Here is a 16,495-nt window from a genome sequence, read left to right as displayed (position 1 = left end):
TAACATAGGTTGAAGCTGCTTCATTGAAAACCTTTTTTTCTTATTTAAAAGATTCTTGAGTATACAATAACAATATGATTCATTACACACAAAGATTAGTCAAATTATGTTGACAGATCAATTTATTTATCCGGTTGTTTCTGCTTTGTATTTTGCCCATGCGACATAAGATAAACTAAGAAAAATAAATCCCATAACTATGAATATGAGCCAATGTGTATAATGTGCGTTTGCTTTACTCCATGTATCTATATTTAATTGAGAAATTTGAGCAAACGTTTCTTCAATTTCTATTTCATTATAATTATTATGATCTTTTGATAATAAATATATAGATTGCTGGTATGATTTAAATTGATCATCATCCAAATGCAATTGAGCAACAGGGGGGGATAAAACAGTAACGTAATAAGCGATCTCCGTTAAGTCACTTGAATCGACTTCTTCCTGGGCCAAAAGCTATCCATTTTACTCTCTAGTTCTTGTTTCCATGTCATCCAAAGTGGTGCATTTTCGTAAACAATAGCGTCCCATAGAATAATAGTCTGTTTGGTAGCAATTGTTTTCTCAGTTGGTGTTTTTGTGTCACTTTGCAAAATAGTAATGTTATCTTCCATATATTGTTTCAGAAGTAATGCACTTTTATCATTAATACCGGCAGCACTTTTAACAAGCTGTTTTTTATTCTTTTCCAATAATTGTGCAGCAATATCATAGCGCTGCTCTTCAACAAGTCTTTCAAATGATTTTATATAGTAGGTATCTGTTTCCGTTTTTGCCATAAGATTAGAGGAAGCAAAAGCTTGTATTATAAGTAAAGAAAATAAAACTGCTGTAAATAATCGAATGCACACACATACCCCCCCTTCTTCCGTTTATTACGATATCATTCTTTGGTAAGACAGATGCTTATAAAAAGCCTTACTTTACACAAATATATGAAAAGGAATAAGTAGTTATGCATTCAAGTAGATAATTGAACCATTTTAATCGCTCGTTACGACATGTTTTTTATTTGTTTTTTTACAGATATTTGATAAACCACAATAATAACGACGATAGATAACCAGAAAGTAAAATAACCTATTTGATTTTGATAATTCGATAAACTTCCATAGGTTGGCATCATATCAAAAATATAATCTATTATTTCATTATGTAATAGCCATATTGCCGCAATCGTTAAATGTGATATTTTAATTTTATATAGTGGTGCGTAAAGGAAGGCTTGAATAGCCATTGCTCCATGGGAGCGATCAGCATATAGCTTTGCCAACTTAGACTTCCATTAACTAATAATGTTAACATGTTCATTACTACAGCCCATAATCCATATTTCACCAAAGTAGTAAATGCCAATGCTTCTATTAAGGGTATATTTTTCCCTTTTAAAATAAAAAACAAAAAAATCGTAAAAAATAAGCTGGCGGTTGGGCTATCTGGAACAAAAGGAAGGAAATAGATCGGAGTATTACTTAATTGATTTCCATACCATAGATAACCATAAATAGTTCCAAATAAATTAATTATTAATAAAATGACAATAAATTGAGGGTGAAACAATATATTTTTAATCATTAAAGTATCTTCCACTCCTATAAACTAGATAAAAACCCTCGCTCATTTTGTGATGAGCGAGGGTGAGAAAAAACTTATTCTTCTGTAGCTTGTTCATTTACTGAAACGATAAATTCTGCAAGTTGTTGCAGTTCTTCATCCGTACCTTCGAATTGACCTGCTGGCATTGTATCAATACCATTAACTGCGATATCTTTAATTTCATCGACACTTTTATCAATTCCTATTAAAGAAGGAGCAGCAGCTCCGCCATTTAAGTCACCACCATGACATTGAATGCAACTATTAGCTTCATAAATGGCGTAACCTGGGTCAGATTCATCTATCTCAACTGCATTTTCTTCAGGCAAGACAGGTTTATTGTTTTCTGCCTTTGCCTTCCAATCAACATGACCTGCAGCTTCATATGTTAACCAAAAAACAGCAATAAAAGCTAACAGCATCAGTCCTGTTGTAATGGGTCGCTTATGTGGCCGACGTTCTTTTCCTCTATCAAGGAAAGGAGCTAACAGTAACGCTCCAAATGCCAAACCAGGAATAATGATTGCACCCATTACGAAGAAAGCACCACTTGCAAACTTATATTTCAATAATTGATATAAAAATAAGAAATACCAGTCTGGTAACGGTAAATACGCAGTATCAGTTGGATCAGCCATTTTTTCTAACGGCGCCGGATGAGCAACAGTTAGACATAAAAATCCGACTAAGAATACAGCTCCCACTAACCATTCCTTCAAAAGAAAGTTTGGCCAAAATGCTTCCGTTCTACCAGGATATTCTGAATAGTCTTTTGGAATAAATTTTTGTTTATTGGCAGGTATACGTGAATCACCAACAAACGTCATTCCTTTACCTCTCTTCACAGATTTACCTCCTTCTTAGCTACATTCTATAGTGGACCAGAAATTCCTTGTTTACGAATCATAATAAAGTGAACAGCCATCAAGACAAAAAGTGCAGCTGGTAAAAAGAACACATGAATCGCAAAGAACCTAGCTAATGTTTGGGCACCTACTATATTTGGATCACCATTTAATAGTGTTTTTGCCATTTCACCGATTACTGGTATACCTTCTGCAATTTGAAGTGTAACCACTGTTGCAAAGTATGCTTTATTATCCCATGGTAACAAGTAACCTGTTAGACCTAATGCAAGCATTACAAAAAAGATCAGTACCCCAACCATCCAGTTTAGCTCACGCGGTTTCTTATAAGCACCTTGGAAGAAAACACGTAAAGTATGTAAAAATAACATGACAATTACAACACTTGCTCCCCAGTGATGCATTCCTCTTACGATTTGTCCGTGTGCAACTTGTGTTTGTAAATAATAAACAGATCGCCAAGCATTTTCAATATCAGGAACATAATACATCGTTAAAAACATTCCAGATAAGATTTGTATGACTGTAACAAAAAAAGTTAAGCCACCAAAGCAATAAACAAATGCTGAAAAATGATGTGCAGGATTTACATGCTCTGGAACTTCGTGATCTGCAATATCACGCCAGAGTGGAGTAATATCTACACGTTCATCAATCCAATCATACATTTTTTGTAACATTTATGATGCCCCCCCTCCTTCCGTTACAGGGTTTGGCATTGCGCTCCAAGATATAATGTACCATCTTTTACTTCCTTTTGAAAAAGATCCAATGCCGCATTTGGTGGAGTGTTTGGTACATTTAAACCATTCTTATAATAGCGTCCTCCGTGACATGGACAGTAAAACTCGTTCGGATATTCTTCATTAGATGCCCAACTTACCGCACATCCTAAGTGCTTACATATTGGTGACAAAGCAATTATTTCGTCTTTTTCGTTTTTATATATCCAAGCACTATGGATTACATCCGATGTGTACCAAGCATCAACTTGTTTAATTGTCCAATCAAAGCGTTGTGGTTCTGTAGTAATTTCTGATACCTCGACTACTGCATGCATATCTTCAGTACCAGATGCTTGTAACACTGGGTCAATTGCAAAACGAACCATTGGTGCAAGCATTCCTGCAGCCATAAAACCACCAACACCTGTTAATGTATAATTTAAAAATTGCCGACGGGACACTTGTGCTTTTTCTCTGACATTGTTTACCCCCCCTCTACACATATTCCGACTTCATGGATTATAAACTCTTATGTTACTAGGACATTACTATGATAGCTTAAACTAAAGCTGTGGTCAATAAATTCTATTCTTTTAAGATGTTTTTCTATAAATATTTCTATTTACCAATAGCTTCTAATAAGTGCACTGATTTGAATGGATTGTTCCTGCACCCACTTTTTTGTTTGTTGTGATTGATAATCTTCTATTATTGGTGCAGTTAGCCAGATTAAATTACCATCCATATCTTGCTCAAATCTTTTCCAATTGACGTCATATGTCAAATAAAAGATATATGTGAAATGATCACTTGATAAAGAGCTTGTCCAATTATTAAGACGATTAATTTCCTGTCGATCATTATTTCCTGAAATATATGTATAACTAGGACTTAAAAATATTCTCCCCCCCTTAAAGTTTCTTTCTAATTCGTCTGCTATTATTTGTAAGGATTTTTGTTGATCTGCTTTTTTTGCAGTCTCTGGCTGATTATTTAAAGTGATTGGAATAAGCGGAATACAAAGTGTGTCAATATATTCTTCAGATTGAAAGTATGACGCAATGTCTTTAGGTTGCCATTTCATTTTTACACCTCCTGATCCATGCTCCTAATTTAACATAAAAAGAAACGGAATGCACCATACTTGTTGGCTCTCCCGTTACTCTTTTTACTCACTTTTTATAATAAATGAACTTTCCAATTCCTTTAATTGATCTGAATAATAGTTAAATAATTGATGATCTTTTTGATCTAGTGCTTCATTTATTTTACTAATTAAGACTTCTTTTTGATACTCATATAATGAATATTCCAACCATTCATCTGCCATTTTTTTATCACTCTTAGTAAGAAAATAGTCGTCCGGGATAAATGGATTATCCTCCAACACTTTTATATATGGAATACTCTGATTCGAATTCTTGAAATTTAATTGAACATATATTGGTTCCTTAGCATGTAAACGAATATCATGGAACGATTTATCTGCATCTGTTGTTACAATATGCTTCTTATAAAAACGAAAAGCTATTTCTTTAGAACAATGAGTAGAAATTATCATTGCTCTTGGACAAAAGCGGGCCTCCAATACAAAATGAACTTGTTCTAGGAGCAACTCATGATTCAATAAGTAATTTAAAATCCACACACTTTCTCGTTTTTTTAATTGATAATGACTTAAAAACCATTGAATAAATATTTTTTTATCTTCAACCCGAATAGTAGTTTCCAAGTTATCTTTCCCCTCCATCTATAAGAGAGTATCATTATTTTGTTCATTTAAACGCTGGACATAATGTTGTATATCAGAATCTGATGGTTCTATTGTCATATATTTCTCAAATATTTTAACTGCTTTTTCGATCCTCCCTTCTTCTATTAAAAAGTATCCATAATCTTTTAAGAAGTCCGTATCATCCTTCATTTTATTGTATGCGTTTTGATAAGCATTTAATGCCTGTTTAAAGTCTTCTTCCTCATTATATGCTTTTGCAAGCTCCCAATAAAATATTCCATCAAGATGTTCAATATCTACGGTATCACTAAGGAGGGCGATAACTTCCTTATGATTATCCCGGTTTTTATGCGCTTCTATCAGGAATAACAATGCTTCCTGGTATTCACTATCCAAAGAAATTGCTTTATTGGCAAATTCGATTGCTTTATCTGTTTCACCGTCTTTTAATGCTAATCTTCCTGCAGTAAACCATATTTCTTTATTAAATGGATCCATATCAACTCCTTGAGTGGCTGTTTCGATAGCTTCTTGGATAAGACCCTCTTCCTCGTAGGCATTTGCTAAATATAAATAAACGGAGGGATATTCCAATTCCTCTTCCAGCAATTTTTCCCATGCTTGAATCGCGATTTCAAAACGTTCAGATTTATATGCTAAAAAACCATAGCGAAATAGTGTCTCTGGATCATTAGTTTCAATTGTTTGATAATACTGAAAGGATTCTTCGAATTCTCCATTGAATGCGTAAGCTTCGGCTAATCTGCCAGCTATGTTTACTCCTGCAAATTCTTTTGCTATTTTATATAATTTCTCATAATAGATAATGGATTTATGATAGTCACCTGATGAAAAAGTTAATTCTCCCAAAGCAAAGTCAATTATAGGCTCTTCCGGAGCTATGTTTTTTGCAATTAACAATTTTCTTTCAGCTACTTCAAATAACCCTTGCGCTTGATACAAATCAGCTAATTGTATTAATGCCTGGAGATAGTTAGGATCTTCCTCTTTCACTTCATTTAGGATTTCAATTGCTTGCTCATCGTGGTTATCATCGATCATAATGTCCGCATACATTAGTTTCGCATCGCTATTTTCTGGTTCTTGTTGTATAATTTCTTCCAATATTGTTTCTGCAAGATCCTGGTTTCCTAATTCGATAAAAAGCTGAGCAATTTCAATTTTTGTATTAATATCAGCATTATTCGCTGCTTCTTGTAAAAGTGTTAATGCTTCTTTTATTTCACCAATATGAATCATTTCAATAGCTTGTTCAATAGTATTATCCAAAGATTTCAACCTTTCTATTTATCACTTATTCAACTTCACTTATATTCATAGTAACGAAATAAAATAATACGAGCAACTATGAGAGCTTTATAAATGAAAAAGATCCAATAATAGAAATCAGGATTTCTATTATTGGATCTTTTAGATATAAATTAATAGTTTTCAATTAATTTATCCAAGTCTTCAAAAAAAGTTGGATAGGAAATAGCGATGCATTCATCGTTATGTAATTCTATAGGATCATTTGTAATTAGCGATGCAATGGCTATCATCATACCGATTCGATGATCACCATGCGATTCTGCAACAGCACCGTGAAGTAAAGTGTTTCCTTCAATGATCATTCCATCTTTTGTACCTGTTAGCTTGGCACCAAACTTTGTAAGGGTGGTCACAACGGAGGCGATTCGATCTGTTTCCTTGAATCGTAATTCCTCTGCGTCTCGGATAATAGTTTGACCATCTGCTTGCGTAGCTAATAAAGCAATAATAGGTATTTCATCAATAATACGTGGAATAATGTCTCCTTCTATTATTACACCTTTTGGATTAGAGGTAATAACCGTTATATCACCTATTGATTCCCCCACCTATGGTACGTTTTTCCACAACTTCAATGGTAACACCCATTAATTTTAATACATCAATTATACCTGTACGTGTACTGTTCAACCCAACATTTTCTATAGTTATATTACTATTTTTTGTTAACGCTGCTGCAACTAAAAAGAATGCTGCAGAGGAAATATCTCCAGGCACTTCTATATCACAAGCATAAAGTTTTTGGTTGCCTTTAATTCTAACCGTATTTCCTTCTATATCTATTTGTGCTCCAAAAGCTTTTAACATATTTTCCGTATGATCACGTGTTTTCGTCTCTTCTTCGACTGTTGTCACACCGTCACTGCTAAGAAGACCAGCTAATAATACACCTGATTTCACCTGTGCACTTTTAACAGGAGGCTTAAAGTGAATCGATGATAATTCTCCACCTCTTACTGACATGGGTAATAATCGTCCATGATCGCGACCATCAATTATTGCTCCCATTTCTCGTAAAGGATTTGCAATTCGATCCATAGGCCGCTTTGATAATGATTCATCACCAAATAGCGTAAAGTGATAAGGTAAACCAGCTAATATTCCTAATAATAATCGCGCCGTTGTACCAGAGTTACCCAAATTTATTGGTTGTATTGGTTCCTTAAGTCCATCAATACCTTCAGAATCAATACAAACCGTATTTTCATTTCGCTTAATGGAAACCCCCATTGCTTCGAATGCTCCAATAGTGGAAAGACAATCTTCACCAGCTAAAAAATTACTAATATTCGTTTGTCCTTTTGCTAAAGAGCCAAACATGACAGCTCTGTGTGAAATCGATTTATCTCCAGGAACACTAATTTTACCTGAAAGCGCCGGTTGATTATAGCTTAAAATTTTACTTGTCAAGATAGTCCTCTCCTATTCTTCAATCACTGTATCATAATGATTTTTCTTTAAAATTGCTTGACTAAATTCTTGATCGTTCTTATTTTGGAAGCTTAATCGTAATACGCCTGTAATTCCCTCTCTTAATTCGAGAATTTCAATATTATTAATACTAATATCATGACTGGATAATAATTCAATTACTTTTAGTATTGCACCAGGTTGATCAAATATATCAACATAGATATCATAATAGGATGGAATCGCCCCTTGTTTTCTGCTATCAAGACCATCTCGATATTCTCTTGCCTGTTCCAGGTATTCTTGGATTTGAGATTTTTCTCCTGTATCTATAAGGGTTTTTAAATGAATCATCTCTTCAATCCAATCTCCGAGTAACCGACTCATTTTTGGTCTGTTTTGAAAGAAAATATCTCGCCACATTAATGGATTACTTGATGCAATCCGGGTTATGTCACGGAAACCACCAGCAGCTAATTTTGGTATGTATGGATGAGTTTTTTGCCAACTACGCGCCTGATGAACAAGTGAAGATGCAATCAAGTGTGGAAAGTGGGAAATAACACTTGTCATTTCATCGTGTTCTTCTGGTTCTAAGATCAGAAATTTACTTTTCGTTGGGGTTAATAATGCTTGTAATTGTTCTAAATCTTTGTTCGAACTACTAGTGGTTGGAGATAAAACATAGATAGCATTTTCGAACAGGTTTTTTTTCGCTGCCTGTATTCCCTTTTTATGAGAGCCTGCCATAGGATGCCCGCCAATAAAGGAAATCATTTCAGAATTAATTTGATTTGCCGCATCAATAATTGGACCTTTAACAGAACCTACATCCGTTATAATAATCGGTTTCGTTAATGGTAATTTACTAAGTTGATGAATCATTTCTATCGTAACTGAAACCGGAGCAGCCAATATACAGATATCTGATTGTAAAATAGCTTCCTTAAAATCACTATAGACTTCATCTACCATTTTATTCATCTTGGCATACTCTAGCGTACTATAATTTGAGTCAAAACCAATAAGATGAATATCTTCTGTTTCTCTTATGCTTAAAGCAAGCGAGCCTCCGATTAGACCGAGACCCGCTATTAAAACGGTCTTTTTCACAATTTATACTCCTTTATTAAATGCTAAAAATTCCTTTATATTCGTTTCTAGTTCTAACATTTGCTCTTTGGAACCAATTGTTATTCTTACTCCATTAGGATGACCTAAAGCTTCACCAGAACGCACAATAAAACCTTTCGTTAACAAATATTCAAACAATTCATCACCGGTTGTTGGTAGTTTAACAAAAAGAAAATTGGCTTCTGATTCGTAATATTCTAAATTCATATTGTCACAAGCAGTCATAAATGCTTTTTTGTTTTCTAAATTTCTGGAATGCGTTTTTTGTAAAAATTCCGTATCATGTAAAGCGGTTAGGCTGATAATTGCGAAACAGAAGTAGTGTTGAAAGGCCCACGTGTGATATTTAAATAGGTGGCAATTTCTTCAGACGCAATACCATAACCAACTCGTAAATTCGCTAAACCATAAGCTTTGGAAAAGGTGCGTAAAATAACTAAATTGTTATATGTTTCTAATAAGCTAATACTATTAGGATTTTTTCTTTGTTCAATATATTCAAAATATGCTTCATCTAAAACAACCATTGTATCTGATGGACATTTATTTAAAAAAGAGACGAGTTCTTCTTTATTAATTAATGTACCTGTTGGATTGTTAGGTGAGCATAACCAGATGACTCGTGTATCTTTATTGATGGCTTTAAGCATATTCGGCAAATCATGATAGCCATTTACTAAGGGCACTTCTACTATATCCGCACCCTGAATTAATGCATTATGTTTATACTGTGGAAATGTCGGAGTAGCCATGATTGTGTTTGTTCCGTTCTCTAAATAAGTTCTACAAATAATATCTACCACTTCATCTGATCCACAACCAAAGATTAGTTGCTTTTCTCCAACACCTAATTTACTTGCAAGTGCTGCTCTAAGCTGTGTTGCATAACCATCTGGATAAATTTCTAAATGATCAAGCATATTTGGAATAGCTTGTTTTACCTGTTCGGAGTATCCAAATGGATTTTCATTTGATGCTAATTTAACAATTTTAGATAGACCGTATTCTTTCTTTACTTCTTCTATCTGTTTACCTGGGGGGTATATGGAGCCATATTTTGAAATACACGTTTTACCTGCACTTAGAAAACTCCCTTCGCGTCACTATTACTATTCTTGTACTAAATCAGGTCTTAATTTTTTGGCTTCATTTAAATAAATATGTTCCATTTGGTTTTGTGCTGCTGTAGTGTTAACTGTCATCATGACTCGAATACAAAATGGTAAACTCCCGGGAACACTAATTTCAGGCATGCACATAACTGGGACATATTTCCACCCTTCTATGAGCGTAAAGCTTTAGCAGGAAAAGCAGCATTAAGATCAGGTGTAACAGAAATCATCACAGAAGCGATTAATTCAGGATCAACATCATTTTGTTGAGCCATCTGTTCTATCATTTTTTTAGTTTCTGCCACAATTTCATCGGCATTATTGTTCGTTACTGTAGTTGCTCCACGTATTCCTCTAATCATTCTGAACCCAACTTTCCTAAAAAGTTATCTAGAAGATTGGTTAAATCTTGATCTGATATAGTTTCTGTTACAGGGCTTCCAACTTCTTTTAACAATACCATTTGTACCATTGCATTTTCTGATTTTTTATCTTTTTTCATACGATTTATTAAGTTCTGTACAGAAAGTGGTGGTAAGGATAACGGATACTGATTTGCTGATAGCCAATGATAATAGGCTTGATATGGTAACGATATTCGATAAGTTGCTTCACTAACTTCGATAGCAAATAACATGCCGATAGCTACTGCTTCACCATGAGTAATATTTCCATAACCGAGTTCAGATTCAATAGCATGACCTAATGTATGGCCAAAATTCAGAAATTTCCGAATATTCGCTTCCTTTTCATCCTTCTCTACAATATCAGCCTTTACTGCAATTCCCTTCTGCAAATGGTCATTCAGTTTCATAGGAGGAATATCGGTCGTTATATCTGTTTCCAAAACATCTTCTAAAAAAGCTTCGTTACTTATAAAACCATGTTTGATCACTTCAGCATAACCAGATCGTTTTTCGATATTTGGTAAAGTTTTTAATGTATCCGTATCAAATATGACAGCTTGCGGCGGATAAAAATTCCCGATTAAATTTTTACCTTCAGGATGGTTGATTGCTACTTTTCCTCCTACACTGCTATCATGAGCTAGAATAGTAGTTGGCACTTGTACGAAATCAATTCCTCGCATATATGTTGCTGCAACAAAACCTGCCAAATCTCCAATTACTCCTCCTCCAAGAGCAACAATAAGAGATTTTCGATCTAAATTATTTTTAATCGCTTCTGTTAATAGATGATAATATTGTTCAATGCTTTTGGAATTTTCTCCTGCAGGCACTACGCTAACTGATACTTGAGCTGATTGCGGTAGATATTTCCTTACATCTTCAGTATATAATTCATGCACAATAGAATCAGTGATAATCATAATATTTTGATATTCTTTCGGTAGATAATCTGCTAAATTTTCGATTATTCCATTTCCAACGAACACGTTATACTGGTTAGTACTAGTCGTTATTAACTGTTTATGCATTAGAAACACCTAATTTCCTCTCGATATTGATCCATTGCATTTTTTAGCTTAGAAAATTGGTCATTAGGAAATTGTTCTAAGATCGCTGTAGCTATTTCAAATGCTACAACATGTTCCATAACCACAGCTGCTGCTGGAACAGCACATGAATCCGATCTTTCGATACTCGCGTTAAAAGGTTCTTTTGATTCAATATCTACACTTTGTAATGGCTTATATAAGGTAGGTATCGGCTTCATAACACCTTTCACAATTACAGGCATACCTGTTGTCATACCGCCTTCAAAGCCACCAAGGCGATTTGTACGACGATAATAACCTCTCTCTTCCGACCAGAGAATTTCATCATGTACTTGGCTCCCATTCTTGCGTGCAGCTTCAAACCCGATTCCGAATTCTACACCTTTGAAAGCATTGATACTTTGGACAGCACCTGCAATACGACCATCCAGTTTCCGATCATAATGCACAAATGATCCTATACCGGCTGGTAATCCTTCTATTGTAACTTCACAAATGCCACCAATAGAATCACCATCTTTTTTTGCTTTATCAATCGCATCCATCATTTGTTTGCCTGCTTCCTCATTCAAACAGCGAACTGGGGGGGATTCTTCTGAAATACGAATCTTATCTTCTATGGATAACTCAAGATTTTCTTCCGCTTTAATACCAGCTATTTCATTCACATAACCGACGATTTTAATATCAAGGTTTTTTAATAGCGTTTTTGCAACAGCTCCTGCCGCTACACGTGCTGTTGTTTCACGTGCTGAAGATCGTTCTAAAATATTTCTCATATCTCGATGTCCATACTTTAAGGCACCGTTTAAATCAGCGTGACCTGGTCGTGGACGAGTTACCACTCTACGAATGTCCTGATCTTCTGATAAGGGATCCTCACCCATAACATCGATCCAGTGTTTAAAATCATCATTATGAACCACTAGTGCTATTGGTGATCCTAAGGTATAGCCATGTCTAATTCCACCTACAATGTCTACTAAATCCTTTTCAATCTGCATTCTTTTTCCACGTCCATGCCCTTTTTGGCGTCGTAGCAGTGAATCATTAATATCATCTTTTGTAATAGGCATTCCCGCGGGTAAACCTTCAACAATAGTCGTCTGTTGTTTACCATGCGACTCTCCCGCTGTTAAATAGCGCATTTATTATCCCCCCCCTGAAATATTTTTTTATTACTATAACATAGCTAACAAAAAATGTGTGTGCAAATTTTCTGATTTTTATGTGTTGTAATTTTTCCGATAAAAAAAAGTATCCAACACTTCAAATCCATATTTTTCAGGACTGAATTTGTTCTGTACTTCCGACAAAAAATATACCATCATCATCCAATGCTTCATTAAAGTTATGATAGATTTTCGTTTTAGCTTCTTCTGTAAAATATATCAATACATTTCGGCAAACAATTAAATTTACATCTGCAGGATATTTATCTGCTAGTAAATTATGCTTCTTGAAACTGATGGCTTTCTTTAATCTTTCATTCACCTTGAAAGTAGCACCTTCTTGATGAAAGTATTTATCCTTAATTGCTATTGGAACTTCTTGTAATGCTCGCTCATTATAAATACCTTGCTTAGCCCTTGCTAATACATTAGGATCAATATCAGTAGCAATAATCTCGATATCTTTCAAATCCCAAAATTGATTCGCTATGATAGCAAGTGTATATGGTTCTTCACCTGTGGAGCAAGCTGCACTCCAAATTTTAATTTTTTTCATTTGTTTTTTAAAAGATGGAAAAATAGTATCTTCTAATACTTTCCATCTTGTTGGATTACGATAAAATTCAGAAACATTGATGGTAACTTTGTCTAAAAATTCTTGTAATAATTGTTGATCTGCATTAATAGCCTTGAAGTAATCTTGAAAAGACTCATATCCACGTTTATCACGTAATGATGTAAGCCGTCTTTTCATTTGAACTTCCTTATATAAGGAAAGGTCCAGGCCTGTTTTTTTGTAAATTTGTCCAATAAACGCTTGATACTCTGACATGTCTTTTCTCCTTGTTCTAGATGCGAATAAATTATGATAGCCAATTATCTATATTTTTGTTATATTGCTGAAGTTCGGCATGGTCAAAAAATAAATTAATTTCTCTATCAGCGCTTTCCGATGAGTCTGAACCATGAATAATGTTTCGGTGCATCACGACACCATAATCTCCTCTAATTGTACCTATTTCTGCTTCTTGTGGATTTGTTTTCCCCCCCATCATCTTTCTTGACATATCGATCACGTTTTCACCTTCCCAGACCATTGCGAAGACTGGACCTGACGTAATAAAGGATACAAGATCATTAAAGAAAGGTTTCCCATCGTGTTCCGCATAATGTGTTTTAGCAAGATGTTCCGTAATTGTCATCAATTTTGATGCGATTAACTTATATCCTTTTTGTTCAAACCGAGACACAATCATTCCAATTAGATTACGTTGCACGCCGTCTGGTTTAATCATTAGAAATGTTTTTTCCATTTTTTATTCACCTCATTATATTTGTCGATTGCCAATATAGTTAGCAATGTTTTCTAACGCTTCTTTTGCTTGATTATTTGGTAATACCTGAAGAGAATCATATGCTTTTTGTAAATACATATCACTTACTTTCCGAGCTCTTTTGATAGCATCTGAAGAGCTAATTTTAGCTATTATTGGTAGTAAGGTTTCACCTTTTATGTGGGCAGGATTTCTGAATAAAGTAGATAGCTCTTTATGCAGAGCAGGATCTTCTATTGCAAATAATACTGGTAAAGTAATATTACCTTGAAGCAAATCACTTCCTGCTGGCTTTCCTAATTCTTTCTCAGAAGCCGTGAAGTCTAATATATCATCAATAATTTGATAAGACATTCCCATATAGTATCCATATCGATACAGAGCTGTTTCTGTTTTTTTATCTGTATTTGCTACAATCGCACCTAATTGGCAGCTTGAAGATATTAATAGAGCAGTTTTTCGTTTAATTCTTCTTAAATAAGTCCGAAAGTTTTGCTCTATATTAAATTTATCTTTTATTTGTTCTATTTCACCCATTGTAAGTTCAATCATAGTATCTGATAGTATTTGATGAGCTCTTGGTTGCTGGATCTCAGTAAATTGCTGCAAAGCTTTCGCAAATATATAATCACCGGTTAACATTGCGACTTGGTTATCCCACTTTGCCTTTACCGTTGGTTTACCCCTTCGCATATTTGAATTGTCAATTACGTCATCGTGTACCAATGAAGCCATATGGATTAATTCTAATGAACTGGCGACATTTTTAATATAACTAAGGTTGTATTCACCAAACTTAGATGCGAGTAATACAAATATTGGTCTTAACCTTTTTCCGCCAGCTTTCAGCAACTGTACAGACGCTTCGTGTAGTACTGGTTGATTAGCATAAACGGTTTCTTCTAACGCGTCTTCTATTACGGATAGATCTTTTTTTAGAAATGCATATGTTTTAGCAAGCTTCATTTGACGTCACCTTTACTTTTACACTTGTTTTTCACCTAGATGCATGGCAGCTACTCCACCAGTATAGCTTTTATATTGAATATTAATAAATCCAGCATCTTGAAACAATTGCTTTAATTCATCTTTACCAGGAAAATCTTTTGCAGATTCATGTAACCATACATATTCTTGATAGCTTTTAGCAAATATTTTACCAAATAATGGCATAATATTTTTAAAATAAAAATAATATAATTTTCTAAATATAATACCAGTTGGCTGAGAAGTTTCCAAACAAACCACCATACCACCTGGTTTAACGACCCGATACATTTCTTTTAATACTTGCAAGTAATCAGGAACATTTCGCAAACCAAAACCAACCGTTACATAATCAAAATAGTTATCTTGAAATGGTAAATCCATAGCATTACCATGAATAAACTGCACATTGTGAAATGGATGTTCCTTCAATCTTTCGTTAGCAACTGACAACATATTTTGACTGAAATCTAAACCGATTACTTCTCCACCCTCACCAATTTCTTGTGATAGTGAGAAAGACCAATCACCTGTTCCACAACAGACATCAAGTGCTTTTGATTTTTTTTCTACCTGCATTCTTTTCATAACATCATTGCGCCATTTTTTATGCCGCTGAAAAGAAATGACAGAATTCATAAAGTCATAATTATTATATATCTTTTCAAATACCTGATGGACTTTTTCTTCCTTTGAGTGCTTATTCATTGAGATAATCCTTCTTCCAACATGATCTTCCAATTTTTTTGTTTGTCATGAATAGGATATATATCCAAATCTTTATCTAATATATCCATCCATTTATCGCTTTTTAATTTTAAAAGCTCATTCTCTAAAATTTCTAAACATAATATTAATGAATTTTCTATTTGATTACTATCATGAATGTTTTGGACCGTTTCTTTTAATAATTGATGAAAGAACGTATGATGATTCTTAGATAATTGCACTAGTTCAAATTCTATTCTTTTGTACATTAACCATTTACTTATATAAGGACTAGCATCATCTTTGTTCACGAAATTAGCAATTTTTATAACTAACTTTGATTCAATTTTTTCAAAGTCATCTAGAAAGCTTTTAATTGTATGATAATCGTTATAATATACATGCATTTTTTCTTGAGTCATCTCATTAATTCCATCGGCCAAGACACTTATAAGACTTAAATCATTACTATTAGCTAATAAATGATAATAAATTCCTGAATAATAATCTCCTGCTAATACAGTTAACTGCTGTTGGGTTGAATTAATATTGTCCTCGTACTGAGTCGATATTTGATCGTGAGTATTTAGAGCAATTTGCACTAACATGGTGGTTAACACAAGATTCTCATGATTCTTAGTAGTCTGGGCTAACAAATGCAACGCAACAATTTTATGTTCTTCAATCTGAGGTTGTTCCAGATGTTGTTGAAGATAGACTTGCTTAATTGATTCTTTTATTTGATCGTTATAATGATTGATCACTTCTATGTATTTCATCAGACTCACCACAATTCTTCAAAATCCTATTCTATATTAACATAGTATAGCATAAGTTTACATCTTACAGGTTAGATAATCATTGCTTTTTTGGAAAGAAACTTTCAGTGGATTACGATTTATTGAGGAAATAAAAAAGGATG

Annotated in this window: 17 protein-coding genes and 4 pseudogenes; all 21 read right to left on the bottom strand. The window is 34.1% G+C overall.

Annotated features, from left to right (window positions below):
• Positions 1-126: 126 nt before the first annotated feature.
• The 21 genes and pseudogenes from JCM21714_RS01350 to JCM21714_RS01255 all read right to left on the bottom strand — a co-directional run bounded on the left by JCM21714_RS01350 (position 127) and on the right by JCM21714_RS01255 (position 16,352).
• Positions 127-456 (bottom strand): sporulation protein YpjB, encoded by a 330-nt coding sequence (locus JCM21714_RS01350; RefSeq protein ID WP_035721107.1) that lies wholly within the window; start codon positions 454-456, stop codon positions 127-129.
• Entirely contained in the window at positions 423-854 is a 432-nt protein-coding gene (locus tag JCM21714_RS01345) for a hypothetical protein (RefSeq protein WP_035721105.1), read from the bottom strand. The genes JCM21714_RS01350 and JCM21714_RS01345 overlap by 34 nt, the downstream gene beginning before the upstream one ends.
• Before the next feature lie 143 nt (positions 855-997).
• A pseudogene (lhaT, locus tag JCM21714_RS01340) lies at positions 998-1,578 on the bottom strand (lipoprotein heptaprenylglyceryl N-acetyltransferase LhaT).
• Between the two features lie 74 nt (positions 1,579-1,652).
• Entirely contained in the window at positions 1,653-2,444 is a 792-nt protein-coding gene (locus tag JCM21714_RS01335) for a menaquinol-cytochrome c reductase cytochrome b/c subunit (protein WP_035721104.1), read from the bottom strand.
• A 26-nt stretch (positions 2,445-2,470) separates the two neighbouring features.
• A complete protein-coding gene (qcrB, locus tag JCM21714_RS01330; protein ID WP_035721103.1) occupies positions 2,471-3,145 on the bottom strand; it encodes a menaquinol-cytochrome c reductase cytochrome b subunit in 675 nt (224 codons plus the stop codon).
• A 23-nt stretch (positions 3,146-3,168) separates the two neighbouring features.
• Positions 3,169-3,693: a QcrA and Rieske domain-containing protein gene (locus JCM21714_RS01325; protein WP_035721101.1), complete on the bottom strand. Its 525-nt coding sequence runs from the start codon at positions 3,691-3,693 to the stop codon at positions 3,169-3,171.
• A 119-nt stretch (positions 3,694-3,812) separates the two neighbouring features.
• Positions 3,813-4,274, bottom strand: coding sequence for a DUF2487 family protein (locus JCM21714_RS01320; RefSeq protein ID WP_035721099.1), 462 nt, complete (start codon positions 4,272-4,274; stop codon positions 3,813-3,815).
• 84 nt (positions 4,275-4,358) lie between these two features.
• Positions 4,359-4,922, bottom strand: a complete 564-nt coding sequence (locus tag JCM21714_RS01315; RefSeq protein WP_035721098.1) for a ReoY family proteolytic degradation factor — start codon at positions 4,920-4,922, stop codon at positions 4,359-4,361.
• 18 nt (positions 4,923-4,940) lie between these two features.
• A complete protein-coding gene (locus tag JCM21714_RS01310; RefSeq protein WP_235182535.1) occupies positions 4,941-6,215 on the bottom strand; it encodes a tetratricopeptide repeat protein in 1,275 nt (424 codons plus the stop codon).
• Between the two features lie 152 nt (positions 6,216-6,367).
• Positions 6,368-7,667: pseudogene (gene aroA, locus JCM21714_RS01305) on the bottom strand (3-phosphoshikimate 1-carboxyvinyltransferase).
• A gap of 12 nt (positions 7,668-7,679) precedes the next feature.
• Positions 7,680-8,780 (bottom strand): prephenate dehydrogenase, encoded by a 1,101-nt coding sequence (locus tag JCM21714_RS01300; RefSeq protein ID WP_200868424.1) that lies wholly within the window; start codon positions 8,778-8,780, stop codon positions 7,680-7,682.
• Positions 8,781-8,783: 3 nt separating this feature from the next.
• Positions 8,784-9,104 (bottom strand): aminotransferase class I/II-fold pyridoxal phosphate-dependent enzyme, encoded by a 321-nt coding sequence (locus JCM21714_RS23425; RefSeq protein WP_369403412.1) that lies wholly within the window; start codon positions 9,102-9,104, stop codon positions 8,784-8,786.
• Positions 9,095-9,790 carry a pyridoxal phosphate-dependent aminotransferase gene (locus tag JCM21714_RS23420; protein ID WP_369403411.1) on the bottom strand — a complete coding sequence of 232 codons (696 nt, stop codon included), beginning with the start codon at positions 9,788-9,790 and terminating at the stop codon, positions 9,095-9,097. Before JCM21714_RS23420 ends, JCM21714_RS23425 begins: the two co-directional genes overlap by 10 nt.
• Positions 9,791-9,910: 120 nt before the next feature.
• Positions 9,911-10,275: pseudogene (aroH, locus tag JCM21714_RS01290) on the bottom strand (chorismate mutase).
• Positions 10,272-11,351 (bottom strand): 3-dehydroquinate synthase, encoded by a 1,080-nt coding sequence (aroB, locus tag JCM21714_RS01285; RefSeq protein ID WP_035721801.1) that lies wholly within the window; start codon positions 11,349-11,351, stop codon positions 10,272-10,274. Before aroB ends, aroH begins: the two are co-directional and overlap by 4 nt.
• Positions 11,351-12,520, bottom strand: a complete 1,170-nt coding sequence (gene aroC / locus JCM21714_RS01280) for a chorismate synthase (protein WP_035721094.1) — start codon at positions 12,518-12,520, stop codon at positions 11,351-11,353. Before aroC ends, aroB begins: the two co-directional genes overlap by 1 nt.
• 78 nt (positions 12,521-12,598) lie before the next feature.
• A pseudogene (locus JCM21714_RS01275) lies at positions 12,599-13,376 on the bottom strand (CheR family methyltransferase).
• A 31-nt stretch (positions 13,377-13,407) separates the two neighbouring features.
• Positions 13,408-13,857, bottom strand: a complete 450-nt coding sequence (ndk, locus tag JCM21714_RS01270) for a nucleoside-diphosphate kinase (RefSeq protein WP_035721093.1) — start codon at positions 13,855-13,857, stop codon at positions 13,408-13,410.
• 15 nt (positions 13,858-13,872) lie between these two features.
• Positions 13,873-14,844 (bottom strand): heptaprenyl diphosphate synthase component II, encoded by a 972-nt coding sequence (gene hepT, locus JCM21714_RS01265; protein ID WP_035721092.1) that lies wholly within the window; start codon positions 14,842-14,844, stop codon positions 13,873-13,875.
• An 18-nt stretch (positions 14,845-14,862) separates the two neighbouring features.
• Complete coding sequence (locus tag JCM21714_RS01260; protein WP_035721090.1) at positions 14,863-15,573, bottom strand: demethylmenaquinone methyltransferase; 711 nt, start codon at positions 15,571-15,573, stop codon at positions 14,863-14,865.
• Positions 15,570-16,352, bottom strand: a complete 783-nt coding sequence (locus tag JCM21714_RS01255; RefSeq protein WP_035721087.1) for a heptaprenyl diphosphate synthase component 1 — start codon at positions 16,350-16,352, stop codon at positions 15,570-15,572. Before JCM21714_RS01255 ends, JCM21714_RS01260 begins: the two co-directional genes overlap by 4 nt.
• Positions 16,353-16,495 lie beyond the last annotated feature (143 nt).

It is taken from the genome of Gracilibacillus boraciitolerans JCM 21714, from assembly GCF_000521485.1.
GTDB classification, from domain to species: Bacteria; Bacillota; Bacilli; order Bacillales; family Amphibacillaceae; genus Gracilibacillus; species Gracilibacillus boraciitolerans.
Note: the sequence above shows the minus strand (reverse complement) of the source record. Positions and strands in the feature narration are given on the sequence as shown.